This window comes from Formosa sp. Hel1_31_208 (genome assembly GCF_900104785.1).
Classification (GTDB): domain Bacteria; phylum Bacteroidota; class Bacteroidia; order Flavobacteriales; family Flavobacteriaceae; genus Psychroserpens.
On record NZ_LT629733.1, the window covers coordinates 631193 to 653376 of the forward strand.

The window sequence follows — 22184 nt, forward strand, 5'->3', positions numbered from 1 at the left end:
AACCATGAAACAATCTTCCATTACTGACAGAGAAAGTCTTGCAGAGCAAGAAGGGTTATATTTGATTGATAAAAAGCATAATTATCGATTTGAAAGAAAGTTTACTGTTCCCAAAGACTTCAAATTAGATCATATTGAACGGTTCGTCAAAAATAATTCATTTTTGTTTCGAGAGGTTTTTCATGAACGACAGGTAAATAATATTTATTTTGATACTGCTGCATATAACGATTATTTTGATAATGTATTAGGTGTTTCAGATAGAAAGAAAATAAGAATTCGATGGTATGGAAATACCTTTGGAGAAATTAAAAAACCAGTTCTTGAAGTTAAAATTAAGAAAGGTTTAGTTGGCGACAAATGGTCTTATAAATTAAATCCATTTGTTTTAGACAATCAATTTACCAATAGAACAATTCAAGCTGTATTTAAGCAATCTAATTTGCCATTACCAATATTAGAATCAACAAAAATGGTGTCTCCAACACTATTAAACTCTTACTCTAGAAAGTATTATCTATCTGCTGATAATAGATTTAGAATTACAATTGATTTTAATTTACTATATCATAAAATAGATAAACAGTTTAATAATTTTAATTTTGTACCTAAAGACGACGACAATAAAATAATAGAATTAAAGTATGCTTTAAAAGACGACAACGACGCAAATAAAGTGTCTGCACAGTTTCCTTTTAGACTAAATAAGAACTCAAAATATGTAAATGGTGTGAATACCATAAAACAGTTTCCTCAGTAATAATTTAATAGAATAAAACACAATGCAAGAACAATCATTTTTAAACGATATTGCCAATCAATTTGGTTCTGGAGAATCATCTATCATTGATTTTTTAATAAACATTTTCATTACCATAGTACTTTCATATATAATTGGTTTGATCTATTCAAAATATGGAAACTCTTTATCTAATCGAAAAAAGTTAATTCAAACATTTGTACTTATAGCTGTAACCGTAATGCTTGTGATTTCGATTGTGAAATCATCCTTAGCGCTATCATTAGGTTTAGTGGGTGCGTTGTCAATTGTAAGGTTTAGAACAGCGATTAAAGAACCAGAAGAGTTAGTATACTTTTTTGTTGCTATTGCATTAGGACTTGGTATGGGGGCAAACCAACGTGTAGTCACTTTGGTTGGTGCGTTAGTTATTATTCTTTATATAATAATTCAAAATTATAACTCTGTGAAGAGCGCTGTACAGCAAAATTTAATTGTAACACTTTCTAATACATCTGAGCAAGCACTAGATGAAAACAAGATTCTTGAATTGTTACAAAAACACTGTTCAAGAATTGACCTAAGGCGTTTAGATGATGTAAACAACACGACAGAACTTTCTCTTAACGTTGAATTTAAAGACTTCAACAGTATTATAAATGCCAAAAATGATCTTAAAGCAATAGGAGATATCCAGTTTAGTTTTATAGAAAACTACTAAAATACATGAGGCTCAAATCTTCAAATAAAAGAGGTTTTATTTTTCTAACTAGTTTATTAGTAATGGTGGTCATTTTATTATCACTCAAACAACGCTATACTAAAAAACCAAGTAAATATGCATTAACCCCAGATTTTGAGCAAACAACTACTTTAGATTTTATTCAAATAACGTTAAATGAAAAGTCGTTTAAAAAATTAAAGAAAAAAAGAGATAAAGCTTTAAGTGTTGGGGTATTAGAAACTAGCGATTCAGATTATGTCCCAGCAACAATAGCGTTCAACGGAAATGATTATAGAGCCGAAATAAGACTTAAAGGTGATTGGACAGATCATTTAGAAGGTGATAAATGGTCATTTAGAATAAAACTCAAAGATGATAAAACAATTCTTGGGATGCGAAAATTTTCAATACACCATCCAAGAACTCGAGGAAACATCAATGAGTGGTTATATCATAATGCCATTAAATCTGAGAATCTTATCGGATTAAGATATAACTTTATAGAAGGCTCCATTCATATAAAACTTGATAATGCTTCAGGCTACGATAGTAAACTATTAGGGGTATATGCTATTGAAGAAACATTTGACAAAAGAACCATTGAAAGTAATCAGAGAAAAGAAAGTGTTATTTTAAAATTTTCTGAAAACTTTTGGTGGGATGAAGTTAAGAAATCTATTCAAGTAGCTGAACCTTCAGGCGCTAGGTGGAATAGGTTTATGAATCCTCAAAAAAACCTTTTAGACAAACTTCAAATCGCTCCATTTTCTGAAGAAAAGGTTTTAATGGATTCAACAATGAATGGCTATTTTAAATTGAGTAAAAATCTGCTTGAAGATCTAAGAAAAGGAAGAACTACTATTGATAAGGTTTTCGATGTTAAAAAACTAGCACTGCAAAATGCAATCTTAAACTTGTTTGGTGCAACTCATGGTATTTATAGTATCAATTTGCGTTTCTATTACAATCCAATTACCTCCAAATTAGAACCTATAGCGTTTGATGGAAATTCAGGAATCAAACTCCAGAAATACGCACATTTCCTCTTTCTTGATCAAGAAAAAGATTCTGTTTATTTAAAAGAATTAATAAAGGCCCTGCATAAAGTTTCCCAACCTAGTTATCTGGATGATTTAATTCAGGTCAATAAGGAAGACTTGAACTATTTTGATAAGGAATTAAAAAGAGAATTAAAAGGAAGATTGTATAGTATTGACAATTATAAATACAATCAAAACGTTATGCGTAATGAACTTATGAGGCTAGTAAAAAAATATAACCTGGATGCTAATCTCGTCATAGAACAAGACGATTCTAAAAAAACTGAATTAAGTATTCCTGAATTTAGCCGCTGGCAAAACAAATCGCTAGTATTGAATAGAAATAAAGCTATTTATGAGATCACAAGAAAGGATAATATAAATGCATCATATTTAAAAATTAACAATCTTAATATTGATTTTGGAAAAGAATATACCGTTTCAATTGTGGCTAAAAAGGGAAACTCAGGAAGCCTACTTGGGTTAAGATTACAAGGTGTTTATCCTAATAGAGTGGATGCCGTATTTGATTTAAATAAAGGAGAAGTAGTAGGCTCAAAGAAACAAGGAACTTTCGAAAATGAAAAGGTGTCAATTACACCTATTGGAAGCGGATGGTTTAAATGCACCCTTACAGCTAAAGTTAATGTAGATCAGCTTAACATCATTTTAGGGCCAACAGACAACTCTAAAGGAGCTTCAAATTGGGAAGGACAAACCGCGACAATTCCAAGTATATATTTAGATTCTGATAAGATTTTAATCGAAGAGAGAAAATAGTATTTATTATGAAGAGGATAATTCGAATTTGTGTCGTAATAATTTCAATAGCGTATTCATGTAAAGAGGGAAAGCCTCTAAATGACGCGAAAGAAAACAATACGATAGTAACTGAAACGAATATAGAAAGCCAAAAGGATAAGTTGCAGGTGTTTTTTGACGCAATCATTAAAAATGACGCTCAAATTACTTTATATTATCAAGATGGAGAGGTACTTAAAACCATTGCTGGTAATGCTGTAAAAGGAAAACCGTCAAAGACACAAAGAGTGAGTTTTGTTTTCCCCCAAAAAATAATTCCTAATGGATTTTATTTGCGATTTGACGCCGCAAATACAATCAACTTAGAAAAAATAGTATTAAATATGAATGATGACAGAATTATTATAAAAGATTCTGCATTTTTTGAATATTTTAAATACAATAAAACAACACTCAAAGTTTCTGAAAATCTTCTAACTCTAACTCAACCGGATACATTAAAAACTTCTGAAAGTTTAGTTAGTAGAATTACTAATAGATACTCAAAATATATGTAGCTTCTTAAGCTATTAGTTGATCTACTATGTTAGAAAAAATAAGTAAAATTTTCCACGATAAAGATTATAGAGAAATACTATTTAAAAGCAGTCATTTTCTTGTTTTTCGATTGCTTGGGTTTTTAATTGCTTACGGTTTTTCATTTTTTGTTATCAAGAAGTACGGTGAAGAAGTGTATGGATATGTTGCTCTCGGCCTTACTCTTTTTTCTATTCTCGTTGTATTTGGTAAAATGGGTTTTGATATTCATTTAACTAAAAAGTTCTCAGCTCATAAAAATAAAGACATTGGCTTTTCTTTTTATTACTTAAGTATTGCTTTGGCCTTTATTTTTTCGATTGCAATATCAGGGTTGATTTACTTTTTTGCTGAAGACATTTCTGTCAAATTTTTTAATAAGCCTGAATTTACTAAGTATTTACAGTGGACAGTGTTATCGGTACCTTTTTGGACGATTATTCTTATTAATTCAGGTGTTTTGAGAGGAGTGAGAAAAAACGGCCTCTTTTCTTTTATTAATTTCTTTTCGCGGTTTTTCGTGACACTCATTGTCATATTTTTCCTCGCTAGCCTTAGTCAAAAAGGTGGGTCATTAATAATGGAGAGCCATTTTTATGCGATTCTAATCATTTTTATGTTTTCTTGTCTAGTGATATTCAAACTTAAAAATCACAACTCGATTATAAAGACGGCTAAGAATGCCAAACAGTATGTTTTAGAGACTATTCCATTAATGTCATCCACATATTTTTATGTACTTCTTCTTTGGTCTGATAAAATTATTTTAGGTGTGTTTGAAACCGAAGTAAATATTGGGGTATATGATATTGTTACTAAAATTGCGGTTGTAATTACATTTACTTACGAGGCTATAAATTCGATTCTTGCACCTAAAATTTCTAATGCATTTTCTGCGAATGACATGGCTTTGCTGCAAAAAAATGTACGATTCTCTGTAAGAATGACGTTTTTTACTGGATTAATCATTTTTATAGGCATCCTAATATTTCATGGTTTCGTTTTAGAATTTTTAGGTGAAGTTTATCTCTCAGGAGTTTACGCATTAATGGTTTTATGTGTAGGAAAAGTTTTAATTAGCTTATTTGGACCTGTAAGCGATATTTTACAAATGACAGGTCATCAAAAAGTATATAGTAGGATTATGTTTTTAACACTAATTATAAATTTAGTTTTAAATTACATCCTTATTAGGACTATGGGTATTAATGGAGCAGCTATTGCAACTAGTTTAGCTTTTTTACTTATGTTTTTGTTGTCTTATATATATATTAGAAGAGAATTAAAAATTAATTCATTTATTACATAAAAGTTTTAGTATGATTAAAATGATAAAAGGAAAGCTCGAACAAGCCACAAGGCTCTTATTTGTTAATAGCTTGACTTTTTTAAATAAATCGATAGTTATAGTTGAATATCCAAAATCGGGAGGGTCTTGGTTAGGGCAATTGGTATCTAGTTATCTAGATCTGCCGTTTCCAAGAAATAAGTTTCCTGTTTTGTCTAAATCTGTATTTCATAGCCATTATCAACCAAAGTATTTGATTCATAAGAATAAAAAGATTTTGTGGTTGGTAAGAGACGGTAGAGATGTGAGTGTCTCATTTTATTATCATCAATTAATTTGGAGCAACAAAAATAAATTAGACCCTAAAACAGTTACATATACAAGAAAGCAGCTTCCTTTTGAAGATTATGATGACATTTCTAGTAATTTACCTGAATATTTAGAGTATTCATTTACGCATATCCCTTCTAAAGCACATTACTTTAATTTCCCTGGAAACTGGTCGAGTTATAATCAAAAGTGGTTAAAAGAATTTAATACGGATAATTCTAACATTTATATGCTTAGGTATGAAGATTTACTCAGTAATACCGAAGAGACATTACGACGTTTACTTCAAGATTTTTTTGGTTTAGATGTCGATGAAGAAAAATTAAAAAAAGTAGTTCATAAATACTCGTTTGAAAATCAAACAAATAGGAGTAAAGGTGTCGAAGACACAAATAGTTTTTTACGTAAGGGCGTATCTGGAGATTGGAAAAATAAATTCAATGATAAGGCGAAACAAGTGTTTAAAACGCATGGAGGAGACATGCTAGTAAAACTTGGTTATGAAAAAGATTTAGACTGGTAACAAGGGAATTAAAGAATGGATATGTATACACTTATTGCGTTAGCTGTATTGATGCTTTTATTGACGGTATTGACAGCAAAATTATATAAGTACTTTTTATTAAGTCCAATACATATCTATTTAATTTTTAATTACTTAATAATCGTTTTAACAGTCTTATATTATTATTTTTATGAGGATAAGATTTCATTTTATAACGTCGATAAAGCCACCAATAGTGATTTTCTTAACATACTAAGATATTACATTGTAGCTAACATTTCTTTTCTTGCAGCAACGGTCATTTATTATGACTATTCAATAAAAAGCAACAAGCTAATTTTTAATACTAAACTTGATTATACACTATTTAACAAATATGTATTACCCAAAAGGCTTTTAAACATTTCGATGCTTTTGGTACTAATTATATTTCTTTGTTATGCCTTTACTTATGGTAAAGGAATAATGTTTAGAGTAGATTATATTCCTGAATTTGAAAACAAATTCTTAATCTCCATAGCTAAAATACTTTCATTTCTAACAGTTATTTTATTGGGCCTCTTTTATTCGGATAATAAAACTAAAAGCTCTTTTGGTTTTGTAGTGGTTTTATTATTGAATATGAGCACCGGGTCTAGAGCTACGTTTTTACTACTTTTAATTTATTTGTTAATTGTATTCCAAACATCTGGAAACACGAAAAAAAACAAAATTAGATTCTTTTTTCAGTTAGTTTTTGCTTTTATATTCATGGCATATGTGTTGTCATTAAGAAAGTTAGCAGACCATGGTCTCATCCCATACATTGCCTCAATTTTTAGTGAGGATGAATCAGGAATAAGAGATTCGATTGCTTTCAATACGTACTATACTTTTATTTTTGGTTTTTTTGCTACGATTAGGACTGTTAATGAAGCAGCCCGTGATTGGTATATTATTTTTGTTAGTTTAAACCCTTTACCTGGAAGTATGGTTGGTTGGTATAATTATGCGCCACTTTTAAGATTAAATGTATTTGCTCCATATACATTACATGGACAAGTATTTAACATGGGTATGACGTTTACCTGTGCGTTTTTCTTTATCCTTGGTTTGATTTTTAGTTACTTCGAAAAAATTGTCAGAGCCCTTTTAATTAATAATAAAAGAGGGATGGCTTTAGTACTAGTATTGTTATTATCTTTGTTCCTGTTTTACAGCTATGAATATTATTTGAGATCTGCTTTTAGATATATATACTACGCATATTTTGTTTTATTAATCTACCAAGCTAGTAGTTACTTTTTTAAACGTAAAAAAAATCAAGTTAAGAGCTAACATATGCAAAAAAGACTTTTAATAATAGGCCCATTTCCTGACCCAATTACAGGAAACAGCTTATCAAATAAAGTAGTTTATGAAGGGTTTAGCCAAAGAGCACATTTTGCAGTAGATAAAATAAATACCTCTTTGACTTTTTTTGACGAACAGGTAGGTTCATTTTCAATTCGGAAGCTTTTACAGGGAATAAAATATAACCTGAAGTTTTATAAAGTGCTTTTTTCAGATTTGATTTACATTACTCCTGGACAAACTTTTTTTGGCATTTTAAAATATGGGATTTTTATTTTTACGGCCAAGTTATTCAAAAAAAAAGTTGTGCTACACATTCACGGTAATCACCTGAAAGATACGTACCGAGATTCTAGTCCTTTAAAAAAAAGGATGATGAAAACCATAATTAGTAAGTGTGATAATGGTATAGTTCTTTCAGAAAGCTTGGTAGCAAATCTAACGCCTTTTCTACCTGAAAAAAAAATACATGTCGTCTATAATTTCGTTGAAGATTTTTTAGTTGAAAATATTGAAGCTAAAGTAAAAACTAAAAATTTGAAGTCAATTAAATTAGTTTATTTGAGCAATTTAATGGAAGAAAAGGGAATATTAGATCTATTAGAAGCTCTGAAAATAATGGAATCTAAGGGGATTCCTTATCACGCTAAAATTGCAGGTAACATTGACCATAAATCAAAATCGAAGATTGAAGATTATTTATCATTATTAAAACATACTGAATATTTAGGAGTTGTTAAAGGTGAAGACAAGAAAAACTTTTTACTTTGGGGTAATATATTTGTATTTCCGTCTTATTATGCTATGGAAGGACAGCCCATTTCAATTATTGAAGCAATGTCAACAGGGAATATTATTTTAACAACCAATCATGCAGGGATCTCCGATATCTTTGATGATCAAATTAACGGATTGTACCTACAAAAAAAAGATCCTAATGATATTATTACAAAACTCAACCAAGTAAGTAATGACTCTCAACACTATGAGAGTTTCTTATACAAAAACCACTGTTTTGGGAGAGAAAACTTTTCGACCAAAGCATTCATTAGAAATTTAGAAACCATCTTTAGTTAATTGTATTGAAAAAAAAGATAACACTAATAGGAATTAATTACAATCCAGAAGATAGCGCAATTGGGTTATATTCAACGCAAAAAGCCGAATACTTAACAAGTAAAGGCTTTGAGGTGTCGGTAATAGCAGGGTTTCCTTATTATCCACAATGGAGTATACGTCCAGATTATAAGGAAAAATCGAGGTGGACCAAAGAAACGATTAATAATGTTAAGGTGTTCAGGTATAAGCAATATGTGCCATCAAACCCATCTTTTTCTAAACGAATACGACACTTATTAAGCTATACTTTTGGCAGTACTGTTAACCTTTTCAAGGTATCAAAACCAGATTATGTAATCTGTATAGTCCCGTTTACATCGACAATAGTTTTAGGATGGCTGCTAAAATTGCGATATGGAAGCAAGCTTTGGGTTCATATCCAGGATTTTGAGTTTGATGCAGCTATAGATTCAGGACTATTAAGTAACGATAAATCAGTTTTTATCAAATTGCTACTCTATATTGAAAAATCATTACTTAATAAAGCAGATATCGTAAGCACTATAAGTAATGGTATGCTCAGTAAACTAAATAACAAAGTTAAAGATAAACAATCCTATTACTTAACAAACTGGTTAGATACAGACGCATTCAATATAACAGTCAAAACAAAACATAGGTATTTAACGTCTAACAAGTTTAAAATACTTTATTCTGGAAATATTGGAGCTAAACAAGATTGGGAATTTTTCTTCAAATTTTTAGAAGCAATAAAGCCCTTAGAGAATCTAGAAGTAGTTGTAGTTGGAGAAGGCGCAGAAGAGACAAAAGTAAAAAAAGAATTAGATAATTATGAATTCACAAAACATTATAATTTAGTAGATTTTGAAGAGTTACCAAACCTCCTGAATAGCGCAGATTTGCATGTACTGTTTCAAAAGAACGAAGTTATTGATACAGTAATGCCATCAAAAATATTAGGTATGATGGGAAGTGGAAAACCCTCTCTAATTACAGGAAACGACAAGTCGGAGGTGAAAATGATAATTGAATCTTCCAAGGGCGGTTTTTATTTTGGAAATGATAATACTGATGAGATTGTTGAAACGATTATTGAACTTCAGAAAAATCTAGAATATGCTCATGAAATCGGGGTAAATGCAAAAAATTATATCGTTAAAAATTATTCTAAAACTAATGTTTTGGATCAGTTTATTAAAAAAATTAATACAATATAGATGAGATCTTGGCTGCAAAAATTATCTGTATTCTCCATTGTCTTTTTTGGCGTTTTTTGCCTTTTTCCAATAGAGAGAAGAAGTCTCTTATTCATTTTATTAGGAGCGGCCTCACTCTTATCACTAATAGAATTTAAAAATCTCAAATTCCATAAATTAGTTTTTATTAACTCAATTCTCTTTTTGAGCTATCTGGTTGCGTTAACTTACACATCTGATATTCCCGCTGCTCTTAAGCGTTTTGAAACAGGAGCTTCACTGTTAATCGCTCCTCTTGTATTTTCACTGTTTTATTTCAATCAAAAAGGAGTGTTTTCAGAAAAAGTAAAATTACTTTTTTTTAAGGTACTACATTGGTCAAATGTGGTCTTTATGTTCATCATTGGGGTTTTCTATATCAAAATAAAATATGTTGATTTACAAGAAGATTATGGCTATTTTTTATCTCATTTAGAACGTCGACTCCCATTTTTAAATGATCATCCCATATACATATCCATTATATTTAGTGTGTCTATTCTTTTCTCACTCCATTATATTTTATCTAAAAAAACCACTGTAAAATTTAATTGGACATATGGAGTGTCCTCGATTCTTTTACTATTAATGATTCTGTTTTTATCAAGAAGAGGTGTGATAATGGGATTAATTATTAGCGTATTATCGATAATAGTATTCTCTTATAAGAACAATGCAAAGCAAATAGTTACTACAACTATTGGTGTTTTAGCAGTGATTTGTGTGCTCTTGTTTTTGTTGCCTCAAACAAATAAGAGAATAGGTGAAATGCTTAATAAGACAACTTACACCGCTAAAAATGAAACGAACTCAACAAACAATAGACTACAAATTTATAAATGTGCAATTGATCTTATTAAAGAAAAGCCCCTTTTTGGATATGGGATTGAAGATGACCGAACTGAATTGTACCAGTGTTATAAAGAAAATTTGTATTATTTATTTGAGCTTAAATTTAACACCCATAATCAATATCTGAGCATTTTGATGAAAGTTGGAATTATAGGATTATTACTGTTTTTGTGGTTTTTGTATTATAATTTGAATTTGGCCATTCAAACTGAAGATTGGCTATTTGTAGGCGTTATCATATTTTTCTCAATAGTAATGTTATTTGAGAACATATTAGAGCGTCAAAATGGAGTGATGCTATTCACATTTTTAATAAATTATTTCGCATTCAAAAATTATTTAGTAGTGCACGAATCGAATGATTTTGAGCATATTAATGTCCATTCTAAATAATTATCTTCTTAAGATATTTTGAACCTTCCTAAATTTATATATTTGCTTTAAAATCTAGGGTAATGAAAATATCGGTAATAGGAACAGGCTATGTTGGTTTAGTAACAGGGACTTGTCTTGCTGAAACTGGAAATGAAGTACTTTGTATAGATATTGATCAACGCAAAATCGAAGAAATGCAAAAAGGTGTCGTTCCAATATATGAACCACATTTAGACCTTTTATTTGAGCGAAATATAAAAGCCGACAGATTACAGTTTTCGAACTCTCTGGAAGAAGCCTTAAACCATGGTGACATTATTTTTTTAGCACTTCCTACACCCGAAGATGAAGATGGATCTGCAGACTTATCTTATGTACTTGGTGTTGCAAAAGAAATTGGAAAGCTTATTAAAGATTACAAGGTCATTGTAGATAAAAGTACAGTTCCTGTGGGAACTTCAGATAAAGTAAAAGAAGCAATTTCTAAGGAAACTAAAGTCGAATTTGATGTGGTTTCTAATCCAGAATTTTTAAGAGAAGGGTTTGCTGTAGATGACTTTTTAAAACCAGAACGAATAGTAATTGGCTCAAGTTCTCAACGAGCAACCAAACTTATGGAGAAACTATACAAGCCTTTTGTGCGTTCAGGGAATCCAATAATAATAATGGATGAACGGTCTGCTGAACTAACAAAATATGCAGCTAATGCTTTTTTAGCGACAAAAATCACATTCATGAATGAGATTGCCAATTTCTGTGAAAAGGTTGGGGCAGATGTCGATAAAGTACGCGTAGGTATGGGAACCGATTCGCGCATTGGGAAACGCTTTTTATTTCCAGGAATTGGTTATGGAGGGTCTTGCTTTCCAAAAGACGTAAAAGCACTTTATAAATCTGGTATGGATAATGGATATGAATTTAAGGTATTAAATTCTGTGCTAAAGGTTAATGATGTTCAGAAGACGATTCTTATTCCTAAAATCCAATCCTATTATAATACCAGTTTGGAAGGAAAAACTTTTGGTATTTGGGGTTTAGCTTTTAAGCCAGAAACAGATGATATCAGAGAAGCTCCTGCACTATACATGATTGACGAATTACTCAATCAAGGGGCATCAATAAAAGTATTCGATCCTGAAGCCATGGCTAATGTGAAAAAAAAGTATCAAGATAAGCTCTATTATGCCTCTAATATGTATGACGCATTATCAAATGTAGATGCCTTGATTATCTGTACAGAATGGAGTATATTTAGAACACCAGATTTTAATAAATTAAAATCTAAAATGAAAGCACCGGTGATTTTTGATGGTCGTAATTTATATGATGTAAATGACCTTAAAAGTGAAGGAGTTTTATACACATCAATTGGTAGACATAATTCGATTTAATGAAAAACATTCTTATCACAGGCGCAGCAGGTTTTTTAGGATCTCATTTATGTGATCGTTTCATAAAAGAAGGTTTTTATGTAATAGGGATGGATAATTTTATTACTGGTGATAAACGTAATTTACAACACCTTGAATCAAATTCAAAATTTGAATTTATTGAACATGACGTCACAGAATTCATAGAAATAGACAAACCCCTAGATTATATACTTCATTTTGCATCTCCTGCCAGTCCAATTGATTATTTAAAAATCCCAATTCAAACACTTAAAGTTGGGGCGTTGGGAACCCATAATTTATTGGGTTTAGCAAAAGCCAAAAAAGCTAGAATATTGATTGCTTCAACTTCTGAAGTATACGGTGACCCATTAGTTCACCCTCAAACTGAAGACTATTATGGCAATGTAAATACTATTGGTCCAAGAGGTGTATATGACGAGGCTAAACGCTTTCAAGAATCGATTACCATGGCCTACCATAGGTTTCATGGAATAGAAACTAGAATTGTACGTATTTTTAATACCTACGGCCCAAGAATGCGATTGAACGATGGAAGGGTGATTCCTGCATTTATGGGACAAGCACTTCGAGGAGAAGACTTAACTGTTTTTGGAGATGGTTCTCAAACCAGATCATTTTGCTATATTGACGACCAAGTAGAAGGGATTTATAGGTTATTGTTTAGCGATTATGTGTATCCAGTGAATATTGGTAACCCAAATGAGATTTCTATTCGCGATTTTGCCGAAGAAATTATTAGGCTTACCAATACAACTCAAAAAGTAATTTATAAAGATTTGCCTGTTGATGATCCAATGCAAAGACAGCCAGATATCACCTTAGCTAAAACACTTTTAAATTGGGAACCTAAAGTGAATAGAACAGAAGGAATGAAAAAAACTTTTGAATATTTTAAAACATTGTCTCAGGAAGAATTGTTTAAAAGAGAACACAGAGACTTTTCTAAACATATAAAAACATAAATTGAGTTTATTTAAACACGGAAGATATTCAGGGTATTTAAGACCTATTTCATATTTGATTGATTTAAGTATTATCAATGGCTTTGCTATATTTTATTTTTTCAAAAATATTGATCCTATTATTTTTATTACGTTCACTACCATTTCATGGATAACATTATCTGTATATTCTAAGTTTTACGAAGTTTACCGCTATACTAGAGAGGTTAAGATTTTTTCTTTGACATTTAGACAAATGGTGATCTTTACCTTAATTATTTTTTCGTTTTCAGGATATTATTACAACTTAAACATATACCCAAATACCATCTTTAAGTACATTATTGCCGTATTTTTATCCATTACCTTTGTAAAGTTTGCCATTTATTACTTATTGCAAAAATATCGAGTTTCATTTGGGGGTAATTTTAGAAAAACGGTCATTTTCGGAGCTAATAAAAAAACACATGCACTAGAAAATTTTTTTAATAAGAATCCCGAATACGGTTACGTGCATTCAAAAACCTTTAGCCTTGAACAGAAGAAAGATATAGACCTAGAACCTTATTTTCAATATATTATAGACGAATATGTTGATGAGATTTATTGTTCAATATCAGAACTCTCCAACAAACAAATTGATGAGATCTCCGATTTTGCCGATAACAATCTAAAAATTCTGAAATTCTTACCTGATAACAAGGAAATCTATTCTAAGAAACTGAAATACGAGTATTACGATTACATACCCATTATATCTTTAAGAAACATTCCTTTAGAAGATTCTTTTAATATGGTGGTAAAACGTATGTTCGATATCTTATTTTCTAGTTTGGTCATCATATTTATTTTGTCTTGGTTAACTCCTATTATTGCCATATTGATAAAGTTAGAATCTAAAGGTCCTGTATTTTTCAAGCAATCTCGAAATGGATTTAACTACAAAGAGTTTGACTGTTATAAGTTTAGATCAATGACGCCTAATAAAGATGCACATTTGTATCAAGCAACTCGTGGTGATCAGCGTATTACTAAGATTGGAAAGTTGATTAGAAAAACCAGTATAGACGAATTACCTCAGTTTTTCAATGTGCTTTTTGGGGATATGTCTGTTGTTGGTCCAAGACCGCATATGGTAAGTCATACTAATATGTATGCAAAGAGAGTTGATAAATTTATGGTGCGTCACTTTGTTAAACCTGGGATCACAGGTTTAGCTCAGGTAAGCGGTTTTCGCGGAGAAATTGAAACGGATAAAGACATTATTGGCCGTGTGAAATACGATATATTTTATATCGAAAACTGGTCATTATTATTAGATCTTAAAATCATCACCCAAACCTTTGTTAATGCCGTTAAAGGGGAAGATAAAGCCTACTAAAGTAGTGCGATTAAATCGATCAATTGTTTGTTGAAATCAAATTGAACTAACGCAGTATTTTGTATCTTTTTTCGTCTTACTTCGGAAAGTTCAACACCATCAATAGTTGATAAAACATGATTTAAATCTTTGTAATCTCCAGCTTTTGCAACCCATCCCAAGTTTAATCTGTTTATAATTCCTTCTCCTTCGCCGCCTCCAAAATATACCATTGGCAACCCTAAACTCGCGTATTCGAAAATTTTAGAAGGGACACTTCCATATATGCGATTTAGCAAAGGGATGATAGCAATATTATAATGCAACAACTGTGAATGCAATTCTTGTCTGCTAACATGACCATGATAAAATATAGGTAATTCAGGATGCTCTTTGATAAACTGTTCAATTTTAATTTGTTCTGCACCAGAACCATATATGTGTAATTCTGTATCTGGACAATCTAACTCTTGACATAGTTTATAAATACCTTGCGCAATTCCTAAAAGACCTGCATAAACAATTTTTAGTCTGCCCTCTGTAGCGTGTTTTGTGATAGTGGGAGCTATAAAATCAGGGAAATTTCGATATAAAAAGGTGGATTTATCAGAAAAAATGGACTTTACATGAGTTAATATTTCATCACTTTGTCCTAATACTAGATTAGCCCTTTTATAATTAAATCGTTCAATTTTTTCAAGAAGTTTATAACTAAAGTTTTTCTTAAAGGCACCCAATTCTAAACCGGCTATAGGCCAAAGATCACTGACGTTTAGAATAAGGTTCCTGCCTTTGCTTTTTATACATAGCATACATGTAAACGCTACAAGTAATGGAGGTGATTGTATGATTACGGTTTTAGGTAATTTATGCCATATAAAAAACCATAATAGACTAAGGCTGTAGGATATCATGGCAAATAAGCGGAATAATTTATGTTTTGAATTGCTAGCATAAATCCAAAGACGGTGTACGTTGATATTATTTTCTGTTGAACGTTGTTTAAATTTACCCCTATAGGCTTCAAAAATTTTACCCGTGGGATAATTGGGTAATGGTGTCAAAACACTCACTTCAAAACCATGCTTTTGCAAACCATTGGCTAAATGAAATATTCTATTTGAGGCTGCACCTATTTCAGGAGGATAATAGCTCGTTATGATTAAAATATCTCTGTTCATTATTCTTTTGTAACTAAAGAGGTAAATTGTTTTAGTTTCCCACTTTTAGACCGTTTTAATTCTTGTAGTCTTTCAAATGTAATGGTTAACCCGTCTTCAAGATAGTTGATCATTTCTTGTATAATAGTATTTATTTTTCCTTCGGAAAGGGCTTTGGTACTCACATATTTTATTTTGAAATGCTCCTTTTTAAGCTGTTCAATAACAAATTCTTTTACATTGCCATCATCCTCGATGATGCTTTTAGTAATATAATAAAAAGTCAATCCAGCAGCTTTTTTTCCACTTGGTAATATGGCAATGTCATTGGTTCGACCAATTAATGTTTTTAAGATGGGTAGTCGCAAAGTGGAATGTTCTGAAATAACTCCGAGGTCACCAATATCATATCTTACAAAAGGATGCGCTTTATTATATAATGAAGTAATAACTATCCGACCTTCTTCGCCATGAGGTAATATGCGGTCATTAGAGTCTAAAATCTCAATATATAAGGTCTCGCTATTGAGTTGCCATTCGTTTTTTTGGTTTTGAAAGGCGATGAGGTCTAATTCTGAAGCACCATATTCATTTATAACTGGAATTCCAAAGTAGGTTTCCATGAGCGTTTTGTCCTTATCGAATAACATTTCTGAGGTGACAATACATGCGCTTAATGAAGGACAAATCGTTTTCAATATGAGTTGTTTTCGCTCTAAGAACTTTGCGAATTGCACAATAGAACTCGTATAGCCGTTGATATAAACAAAAGCTGTTGATTCGAATTTTTTTAAATGTTTTTCAAAAGCTGTATCACTTAAATCGAACACTGAAAAACGAAATCGGTTACTCAATACATCTTTAATACGTTCTTTGTAATAGCCTTTTTTATCCAAAGGGATACCGTAAAAACGCGCCTGCTTAGAGGTGTTAAAATCTAATCCATACCATCCAAATCTGTTTTGTATAATTGCCCAAGTCATGGCATGACAAAACTTATCTTTTGCAAACACAAATGGATCTCCAGAAGAACCCGAGGTTTTGTTGACGTAAACTGTCTTTGTTGAGAAACTTTCCGATAATCGTTCTTCAAGTGGCAGCTGTAAATGTCTCTTCGTCATGACAGGTATAGAATTCCAGTCTTTTGTATCAATGGTGCCAATGAAGGATGCATAGAATGAGTTATGAGCCAAATGATAAGATACAATATCACGCCGTTTTTGTATGATGTGGCGCTCAAAATCCTGACTGTTCTTACTTTGGATGCGCAATAGCTCGTCTTTAGCCTTATTTAAAGGAAAGCCATTTAACCGTAAAGAAAAATCAAAGACGTTCAAAAACAAAAAGTGTTAGTATTTCTGGTAAAGTAAAGAAAAAAAGTCTTGTCAGGAAACTTCGTAAAAGCTAAAAACGATTATTTTTACACAAACAAATTGAAACGATGACAATTTTAATTCTTGGTTCGGGAGGGAGAGAACATACTTTCGCTTGGAAAATAGCACAAAGCCCATTATGCGACAAACTTTTTGTTGCTCCCGGAAACTCTGGCACAGCTCAAATAGCGACTAACGTTAATTTAAAAGTAACAGACTTTGAAGCAATCAAAGTTTTGGTTATTCAGCATAACATTGAGATGGTTGTCGTTGGACCAGAAGACCCCTTAGTTCAAGGGATACATGATTTCTTTTTGGATGATAACCTATTGAAAGGGGTTGCAGTTATTGGTCCTCAAAAAGCCGCAGCAGAATTAGAAGGTAGTAAGGAATTTGCTAAAGAGTTTTTATTTAGACACCATATTCCTACCGCTGCATATAAAAGTTTTGACGCAACAAATGTAGAAGAAGGGTATCGTTTTTTAGAAACATTAAAACCACCATATGTATTAAAAGCTGATGGTTTAGCTGCGGGAAAGGGCGTATTGATATTGAATAATCTCGACGAAGCTAAAGCCGAACTTAAAAATATGCTTGTTGAAGCTAAATTTGGAGTGGCAAGTTCTAAAGTGGTCATTGAGGAATTCTTAGATGGGATAGAATTGAGTTGCTTCGTTCTTACTGATGGGAAGAGTTATAAAATGCTACCAACAGCAAAAGACTATAAGCGCATAGGAGAAGGCGATACAGGCTTGAATACTGGAGGAATGGGAGCTATATCACCTGTGCCTTTTGCCTCAGAAGAGTTTCTTCATAAAATTGAAGATCGTATCGTAAAACCAACCATTGAGGGTCTAAAAAAGGACAACTTACCGTATAAAGGGTTTGTCTTTATTGGGATTATTAAAGTAGGGAATGATCCTAAAGTGATTGAATACAATGTGCGAATGGGTGATCCTGAAACTGAAGTGGTATTGCCAAGATTGAAGACAGATATTGTTGAAATCTTTAAGGCAATTTCAGAAGAACGATTAAATGAGATTGAAATAGAAATAGATCAAAGAGCCGCAACAACAGTAATGTTAGTCTCTGGAGGTTATCCTGAGGCCTATGAAAAAGGAAAAGAAATAACAGGATTAGAACACATCGTAGATTCAATCCCATTTCACGCTGGAGCTATTGTAAAAGGAGATAAAATCGTAACATCTGGAGGACGCGTGATGGCAATCACTTCATATGGTAATACATACCAAGAAGCCATAAAAAAATCTTATCAAAACATAGAAAAACTATATTTTGATAAGATGGATTATCGAAAAGATATTGGTTTTGATTTATAAATTATAGGTAAGAATGAGAAGTGATACTCTTGTCTTCTTCATTATTATCATTGAATTTTTTAAGTTGTAACATCCAATACACCATGGCTAATATTCCAATGATGATAAAAAGCCATGAAAATATATTGGCTGTCCACCAATTTTCTAATTCTAGGGCTCTTAACCAATCATAGGGTGCAAATAAAACATTAACAAATAAGTCTTCTATAGCGTAAAAAAAGTCTTTCATTTTCAAGATGTTTTTTAGAAACTCTTCATGAGCTTCAAGGTATAATCATATATTTACAATGCAAAATTACATATTTTTTTCAATTTAAGACACATCAATGATTTCAAATTTTTTTAGCAAATCAAAACCTATTCACTATATCGTGATAAGTATGATGTTACTGGTCATTTACATTTGGAGTAAATTTATAAACAGTAATAACAGTTTTGATTTATTTTATTTTACCGAGCAGTTAGGTCTTTTTTTGATGGCCCTGCTATCCGTTTTCGTCTTTGATTTTTTCGTAACTAGAAATAGTTTAACAAAGAAAAACAGTTATAGCATCTTACTTTTTGTCTTATTTTTTGCCTTGATGCCACAAACGTTGAGTAATACATCTGCATTGCTATCAAATTTATTCGTTTTATTGGCATTACGTCGGTTAATTAGTTTGAGATCACAAAAAGAGGTGAAGAAAAAATTGTTTGATTCTGCATTTTGGATAAGTATTGCGATATTGTTCTATACTTGGTCCGCTGTATTTCTTGTCCTTGTTTTTGCAGCATTATTAGTATACCGAATAAGCGATTTAAAAAACTACATTATCCCTTGCATTGGTGTGGCCACCGTTGCGGTTTTAGTTATTTCATATTTGGTGGTTATAGATGTGGACATTCTCAATTACACAGTTGGTTTTTTTGACATCAGTTTTGATTTTAGTCCTTTAAATTCAAAACAAATTATCATTGGCGCGACATTGTTATTTTCGGTTGGGTTGTGGTCTTTGTTTTATTATATTCAGAATATAAAATCCCAAATGAAAAGTTATAGGCCGTCATTTTCTTTAATACTAATTGCAGTACTTTTAGGATTGCTAATAGTTGGATTTGCGCCCACTAAAAATGGAAGTGAATTTATTTTTCTCTTTGCCCCTTTAGCAATTATTATCACGAATTATCTTGAAGGAATTTCAGAAAAATGGTTTAAAGAGACCTTGCTTTGGGTTATGTTATTAACGCCTGTAGCTATTTTATTGTTGTAATTTTTTCCCGAACGATAGATCTCCAGCATCTCCTAACCCTGGGACTATATAGCCCTTATCACTCAGTGTACTATCAATTGCAGCAATCCACAAATGTGAGTTTTCTGAAAAGTGACTAGCAACTAAATCGACACCGTCTTGAGCACCAATAACACTAATAAGGTGAATGTCTTTTGGAGTTCCAAATGGCTTCAAAGCCTCAAAAGTTGCCACCATTGATTGACCTGTTGCTAGCATAGGGTCTGCTAAAATAAGTGTTTTACCCTCTAAATTTGGGCAAGCCAAATATTCAACAACAATCTCAAACGATTCTGTATTGGATTTATGATACCGATACGCCGAAATAAAAGCGTTGTCTGCGCCGTCAAAGTAATTCAAAAGACCATTGTGTAAGGGTAAACCAGCTCTTAAGATCGAACATAATACAATTTCATTACTGCATAATTTAGTGTGACTTTGACCCAGAGGAGTCGTTATCGTTTTTGATGCATACGCTAAGGTTTTACTCATTTCATAACATAGAACCTCCCCTATACGTTCAACGTTTCTTCTAAATCGCATACGGTCATTTTGTAGGTCTATATCACGTATTTCAGAAATAAAAGAATTTAAAATAGAATTATCTTCAGAAAGATTATGAATATGCATGTATTAGGCGCGTTATTTAGTCGGTTAAAGTTAATAATAACTTATATATTTGCACTTTAAATTCACACATTATGTTTTCAGAAAACGCAAATAAATTATTTCAAGAGGTTATTGAAAAGTACCATATTATAAATTCGGTCGATCAACCGTTTTCTAATGTTTACAACAAAGATTCAAACCTAATTGAACATTTATTATACCGAAAGTGTTGGATTGACACTGTCCAATGGCACTACGAAGATATTATTCGCGACCCACAAATAGATCCTGTAGCCGCTTTAAAACTAAAACGTCAAATTGATGCTTCCAATCAAGATAGAACAGATATGGTCGAGTATATTGACAGTTATTTTCTAGAAAAGTATAAAACTGTAATCGCAAAACCTGACGCTACGATTAATACCGAGAGTCCGGCATGGGGAATAGACAGATTATCAATTTTAGCACTTAAAATCTACCATATGAATGAAGAGGCTACACGAGAAAATGCTTCGACAAGCCATCGTGAGTCATGCCAAAAAAAGCTACAGATACTGCTAGAACAACGAGTAGATTTATCTACAGCAATTGATACTTTGTTAGAAGATATTAGTAAAGGTGACAAGTACATGAAAGTATATAAGCAAATGAAAATGTATAATGATGACGAACTTAACCCTGTGTTAAGAAGTCAAAAATAATACGGTCTTAAATTATGTCTTCCCTTTCTTAGGGAAAATTTCTTTTGGGGTTTGAACCAAAAACTGGAAGGGTTAAAAGATGCCAAAACCAAAACACATCCTAGTTATTCGTCTCTCTGCTATGGGCGACGTTGCAATGACCGTTCCTGTAATAAGTGCATTTAGAGAACAATACCCAGAGGTTAAACTTACGATATTAACAAAGCCTTTTTTTAAACCATTATTTAGAAACATACCCAATATTCAAGTTGTAGAGATAGAGATAAAAGGACGTCACAAAGGTGTATACGGGCTCTGGAAACTATCAAGAGAACTCAGTCTTTTGCAATTTGATGCAATAGCAGATTTACATAATGTATTGCGCAGTACCATTTTGAAATTTTTTCTCTTTGGAAAAGAGGCGGTACAAATAAATAAGGGAAGACAGGAGAAAAAAGCTTTAGTTAGTGGGAAAAAATTTGAGCAATTAAAAAGCACCCATCAACGTTATGCCGATGTTTTTTTGCGTTTAGGCTATCCGATAGACATCACTTCAGTCCAGTTTCCTCAAAAAGAAAATCTATCATCGAAGTATCTAGAAGTTATTGGCGAAGAACCAAAAAAGTGGATTGGTGTTGCGCCTTTTGCGGCATACAAGGGGAAACAGTATCCTTTAGATTTAATGACTTCAGTAATCGAAACCTTATCAGAAGACTTTAAGGTATTGTTGTTTGGTGCAGGAGATGAGGAATCTAAAAGACTTCAAGAAATCGCTACTCAATATGAAAACGTTATTAATTTAGCAGGTGTGTTTTCATTATCTGAAGAATTAGATATTATATCTAACCTTGATGTGATGCTCTCTATGGATTCTGGAAATGCGCATTTAGCAGCAATGCTTGGTATAAAGGTAATTTCAGTTTGGGGAATAACACATCCATATGCTGGCTTTTTACCGTTTAATCACACCATCGATTCTGCAATAATAGCCGATAAAAGCAGGTATCCTAAAATTCCGACTTCAGTTTATGGGAATAAGCATCCGGAGGGTTATGAAAAGGTCATGAACAGCATACCTCCGCAACAAATTGTATCTAAGGTTATTTCAGAACTCATTTGAAAAAAGCCCCATTCCATAAGAATGAGGCATGATTTAGTGTTTTTAGATAATTTCTGTGATTAAGCCCTAATCAGTAACCG

21 protein-coding genes are annotated in these 22184 nt (G+C 31.9%); 17 read left to right on the top strand and 4 right to left on the bottom strand.

Annotated elements, in window-relative coordinates; genetic code table 11:
* Window positions 1-4 precede the first annotated feature (4 nt).
* From BLT57_RS02665 to BLT57_RS02725, 13 genes are all read left to right on the top strand, one after another.
* Window positions 5-760 (top strand): VTC domain-containing protein, encoded by a 756-nt coding sequence (locus BLT57_RS02665; RefSeq protein WP_091421881.1) that lies wholly within the window; start codon window positions 5-7, stop codon window positions 758-760.
* Window positions 761-782: 22 nt separating this feature from the next.
* A complete protein-coding gene (locus tag BLT57_RS02670; protein WP_091421884.1) occupies window positions 783-1460 on the top strand; it encodes a DUF4956 domain-containing protein in 678 nt (225 codons plus the stop codon).
* Between the two features lie 5 nt (window positions 1461-1465).
* Complete coding sequence (locus BLT57_RS02675) at window positions 1466-3283, top strand: hypothetical protein (protein ID WP_091421888.1); 1818 nt, start codon at window positions 1466-1468, stop codon at window positions 3281-3283.
* 8 nt (window positions 3284-3291) lie between these two features.
* A complete protein-coding gene (locus tag BLT57_RS02680) occupies window positions 3292-3822 on the top strand; it encodes a hypothetical protein (RefSeq protein WP_091421891.1) in 531 nt (176 codons plus the stop codon).
* 26 nt (window positions 3823-3848) lie between these two features.
* Entirely contained in the window at window positions 3849-5150 is a 1302-nt protein-coding gene (locus tag BLT57_RS02685; RefSeq protein ID WP_091421893.1) for a flippase, read from the top strand.
* Window positions 5151-5160: 10 nt separating this feature from the next.
* Window positions 5161-5982 (top strand): sulfotransferase domain-containing protein, encoded by an 822-nt coding sequence (locus BLT57_RS02690; protein ID WP_091421895.1) that lies wholly within the window; start codon window positions 5161-5163, stop codon window positions 5980-5982.
* A gap of 21 nt (window positions 5983-6003) precedes the next feature.
* Window positions 6004-7281, top strand: a complete 1278-nt coding sequence (locus tag BLT57_RS02695) for a hypothetical protein (protein WP_157717102.1) — start codon at window positions 6004-6006, stop codon at window positions 7279-7281.
* Between the two features lie 3 nt (window positions 7282-7284).
* Window positions 7285-8373 carry a glycosyltransferase family 4 protein gene (locus tag BLT57_RS02700; protein WP_091421903.1) on the top strand — a complete coding sequence of 363 codons (1089 nt, stop codon included), beginning with the start codon at window positions 7285-7287 and terminating at the stop codon, window positions 8371-8373.
* 5 nt (window positions 8374-8378) lie between these two features.
* Window positions 8379-9593, top strand: coding sequence for a WcaI family glycosyltransferase (locus BLT57_RS02705; RefSeq protein ID WP_091421910.1), 1215 nt, complete (start codon window positions 8379-8381; stop codon window positions 9591-9593).
* 183 nt (window positions 9594-9776) lie between these two features.
* On the top strand, window positions 9777-10856 hold the full coding sequence (locus tag BLT57_RS02710) for an O-antigen ligase (RefSeq protein ID WP_157717103.1): 1080 nt from the start codon (window positions 9777-9779) through the stop codon (window positions 10854-10856).
* Between the two features lie 62 nt (window positions 10857-10918).
* Complete coding sequence (locus tag BLT57_RS02715) at window positions 10919-12229, top strand: UDP-glucose/GDP-mannose dehydrogenase family protein (protein WP_091421916.1); 1311 nt, start codon at window positions 10919-10921, stop codon at window positions 12227-12229.
* The gene (locus BLT57_RS02720) at window positions 12229-13215 is read left to right on the top strand and encodes a UDP-glucuronic acid decarboxylase family protein (protein ID WP_091421920.1); all 987 of its coding nucleotides are present in this window, start codon (window positions 12229-12231) and stop codon (window positions 13213-13215) included. The genes BLT57_RS02715 and BLT57_RS02720 overlap by 1 nt, the downstream gene beginning before the upstream one ends.
* 1 nt (window position 13216) lies before the next feature.
* Window positions 13217-14575 carry an undecaprenyl-phosphate glucose phosphotransferase gene (locus BLT57_RS02725; RefSeq protein WP_091421922.1) on the top strand — a complete coding sequence of 453 codons (1359 nt, stop codon included), beginning with the start codon at window positions 13217-13219 and terminating at the stop codon, window positions 14573-14575.
* Here the strand turns inward: BLT57_RS02725 and BLT57_RS02730 are convergent.
* Together BLT57_RS02730 and BLT57_RS02735 are read right to left on the bottom strand one after the other, a co-directional pair.
* Window positions 14572-15735, bottom strand: a complete 1164-nt coding sequence (locus tag BLT57_RS02730) for a glycosyltransferase family 4 protein (RefSeq protein WP_091421925.1) — start codon at window positions 15733-15735, stop codon at window positions 14572-14574. The two genes, BLT57_RS02725 and BLT57_RS02730, sit on opposite strands and share 4 nt — an antisense overlap.
* Window positions 15735-17051, bottom strand: a complete 1317-nt coding sequence (locus BLT57_RS02735; RefSeq protein WP_091421927.1) for a phenylacetate--CoA ligase family protein — start codon at window positions 17049-17051, stop codon at window positions 15735-15737. The genes BLT57_RS02730 and BLT57_RS02735 overlap by 1 nt, the downstream gene beginning before the upstream one ends.
* A gap of 104 nt (window positions 17052-17155) precedes the next feature.
* On the opposite strand from BLT57_RS02735, the gene purD reads away from it, so the two are divergent.
* On the top strand, window positions 17156-18427 hold the full coding sequence (gene purD, locus BLT57_RS02740) for a phosphoribosylamine--glycine ligase (RefSeq protein WP_091421929.1): 1272 nt from the start codon (window positions 17156-17158) through the stop codon (window positions 18425-18427).
* A 1-nt stretch (window position 18428) separates the two neighbouring features.
* Here the strand turns inward: purD and BLT57_RS02745 are convergent, their stop codons facing one another.
* Window positions 18429-18656 carry a uracil phosphoribosyltransferase gene (locus BLT57_RS02745; protein WP_091421931.1) on the bottom strand — a complete coding sequence of 76 codons (228 nt, stop codon included), beginning with the start codon at window positions 18654-18656 and terminating at the stop codon, window positions 18429-18431.
* 154 nt (window positions 18657-18810) lie between these two features.
* Here BLT57_RS02745 and BLT57_RS02750 point away from each other — a divergent pair, with 154 nt between their 5' ends.
* On the top strand, window positions 18811-19677 hold the full coding sequence (locus BLT57_RS02750) for a DUF6427 family protein (RefSeq protein WP_231928792.1): 867 nt from the start codon (window positions 18811-18813) through the stop codon (window positions 19675-19677).
* On the opposite strand, the gene upp is transcribed toward BLT57_RS02750, so the two are convergent.
* Window positions 19666-20325, bottom strand: a complete 660-nt coding sequence (upp, locus tag BLT57_RS02755; RefSeq protein ID WP_091421935.1) for a uracil phosphoribosyltransferase — start codon at window positions 20323-20325, stop codon at window positions 19666-19668. The genes BLT57_RS02750 and upp overlap by 12 nt on opposite strands.
* A 71-nt stretch (window positions 20326-20396) precedes the next feature.
* Here upp and BLT57_RS02760 point away from each other — a divergent pair, with 71 nt between their 5' ends.
* Window positions 20397-21005, top strand: coding sequence for a DUF4254 domain-containing protein (locus BLT57_RS02760; RefSeq protein WP_091421938.1), 609 nt, complete (start codon window positions 20397-20399; stop codon window positions 21003-21005).
* A gap of 79 nt (window positions 21006-21084) precedes the next feature.
* The gene (locus tag BLT57_RS02765; RefSeq protein WP_231928755.1) at window positions 21085-22104 is read left to right on the top strand and encodes a glycosyltransferase family 9 protein; all 1020 of its coding nucleotides are present in this window, start codon (window positions 21085-21087) and stop codon (window positions 22102-22104) included.
* Window positions 22105-22184 lie beyond the last annotated feature (80 nt).

What these genes read in the sequence shown, in the direction of transcription:
- BLT57_RS02700 (WP_091421903.1), top strand. Translation starts at nt 7,285, where the DNA reads ATGCAAAAAAGACTTTTAATAATAGGCCCATTTCCTGACCCAATTACA.
- BLT57_RS02680 (WP_091421891.1), top strand. Translation starts at nt 3,292, where the DNA reads ATGAAGAGGATAATTCGAATTTGTGTCGTAATAATTTCAATAGCGTAT.
- BLT57_RS02690 (WP_091421895.1), top strand. Translation starts at nt 5,161, where the DNA reads ATGATTAAAATGATAAAAGGAAAGCTCGAACAAGCCACAAGGCTCTTA.
- BLT57_RS02675 (WP_091421888.1), top strand. Translation starts at nt 1,466, where the DNA reads ATGAGGCTCAAATCTTCAAATAAAAGAGGTTTTATTTTTCTAACTAGT.
- BLT57_RS02760 (WP_091421938.1), top strand. Translation starts at nt 20,397, where the DNA reads ATGTTTTCAGAAAACGCAAATAAATTATTTCAAGAGGTTATTGAAAAG.
- BLT57_RS02745 (WP_091421931.1), bottom strand. Translation starts at nt 18,656, where the DNA reads ATGAAAGACTTTTTTTACGCTATAGAAGACTTATTTGTTAATGTTTTA.
- BLT57_RS02695 (WP_157717102.1), top strand. Translation starts at nt 6,004, where the DNA reads ATGTATACACTTATTGCGTTAGCTGTATTGATGCTTTTATTGACGGTA.
- BLT57_RS02750 (WP_231928792.1), top strand. Translation starts at nt 18,811, where the DNA reads ATGTTACTGGTCATTTACATTTGGAGTAAATTTATAAACAGTAATAAC.
- BLT57_RS02670 (WP_091421884.1), top strand. Translation starts at nt 783, where the DNA reads ATGCAAGAACAATCATTTTTAAACGATATTGCCAATCAATTTGGTTCT.
- BLT57_RS02720 (WP_091421920.1), top strand. Translation starts at nt 12,229, where the DNA reads ATGAAAAACATTCTTATCACAGGCGCAGCAGGTTTTTTAGGATCTCAT.
- purD (WP_091421929.1), top strand. Translation starts at nt 17,156, where the DNA reads ATGACAATTTTAATTCTTGGTTCGGGAGGGAGAGAACATACTTTCGCT.
- BLT57_RS02665 (WP_091421881.1), top strand. Translation starts at nt 5, where the DNA reads ATGAAACAATCTTCCATTACTGACAGAGAAAGTCTTGCAGAGCAAGAA.
- BLT57_RS02685 (WP_091421893.1), top strand. Translation starts at nt 3,849, where the DNA reads ATGTTAGAAAAAATAAGTAAAATTTTCCACGATAAAGATTATAGAGAA.
- BLT57_RS02765 (WP_231928755.1), top strand. Translation starts at nt 21,085, where the DNA reads ATGCCAAAACCAAAACACATCCTAGTTATTCGTCTCTCTGCTATGGGC.
- BLT57_RS02715 (WP_091421916.1), top strand. Translation starts at nt 10,919, where the DNA reads ATGAAAATATCGGTAATAGGAACAGGCTATGTTGGTTTAGTAACAGGG.
- upp (WP_091421935.1), bottom strand. Translation starts at nt 20,325, where the DNA reads ATGCATATTCATAATCTTTCTGAAGATAATTCTATTTTAAATTCTTTT.
- BLT57_RS02730 (WP_091421925.1), bottom strand. Translation starts at nt 15,735, where the DNA reads ATGAACAGAGATATTTTAATCATAACGAGCTATTATCCTCCTGAAATA.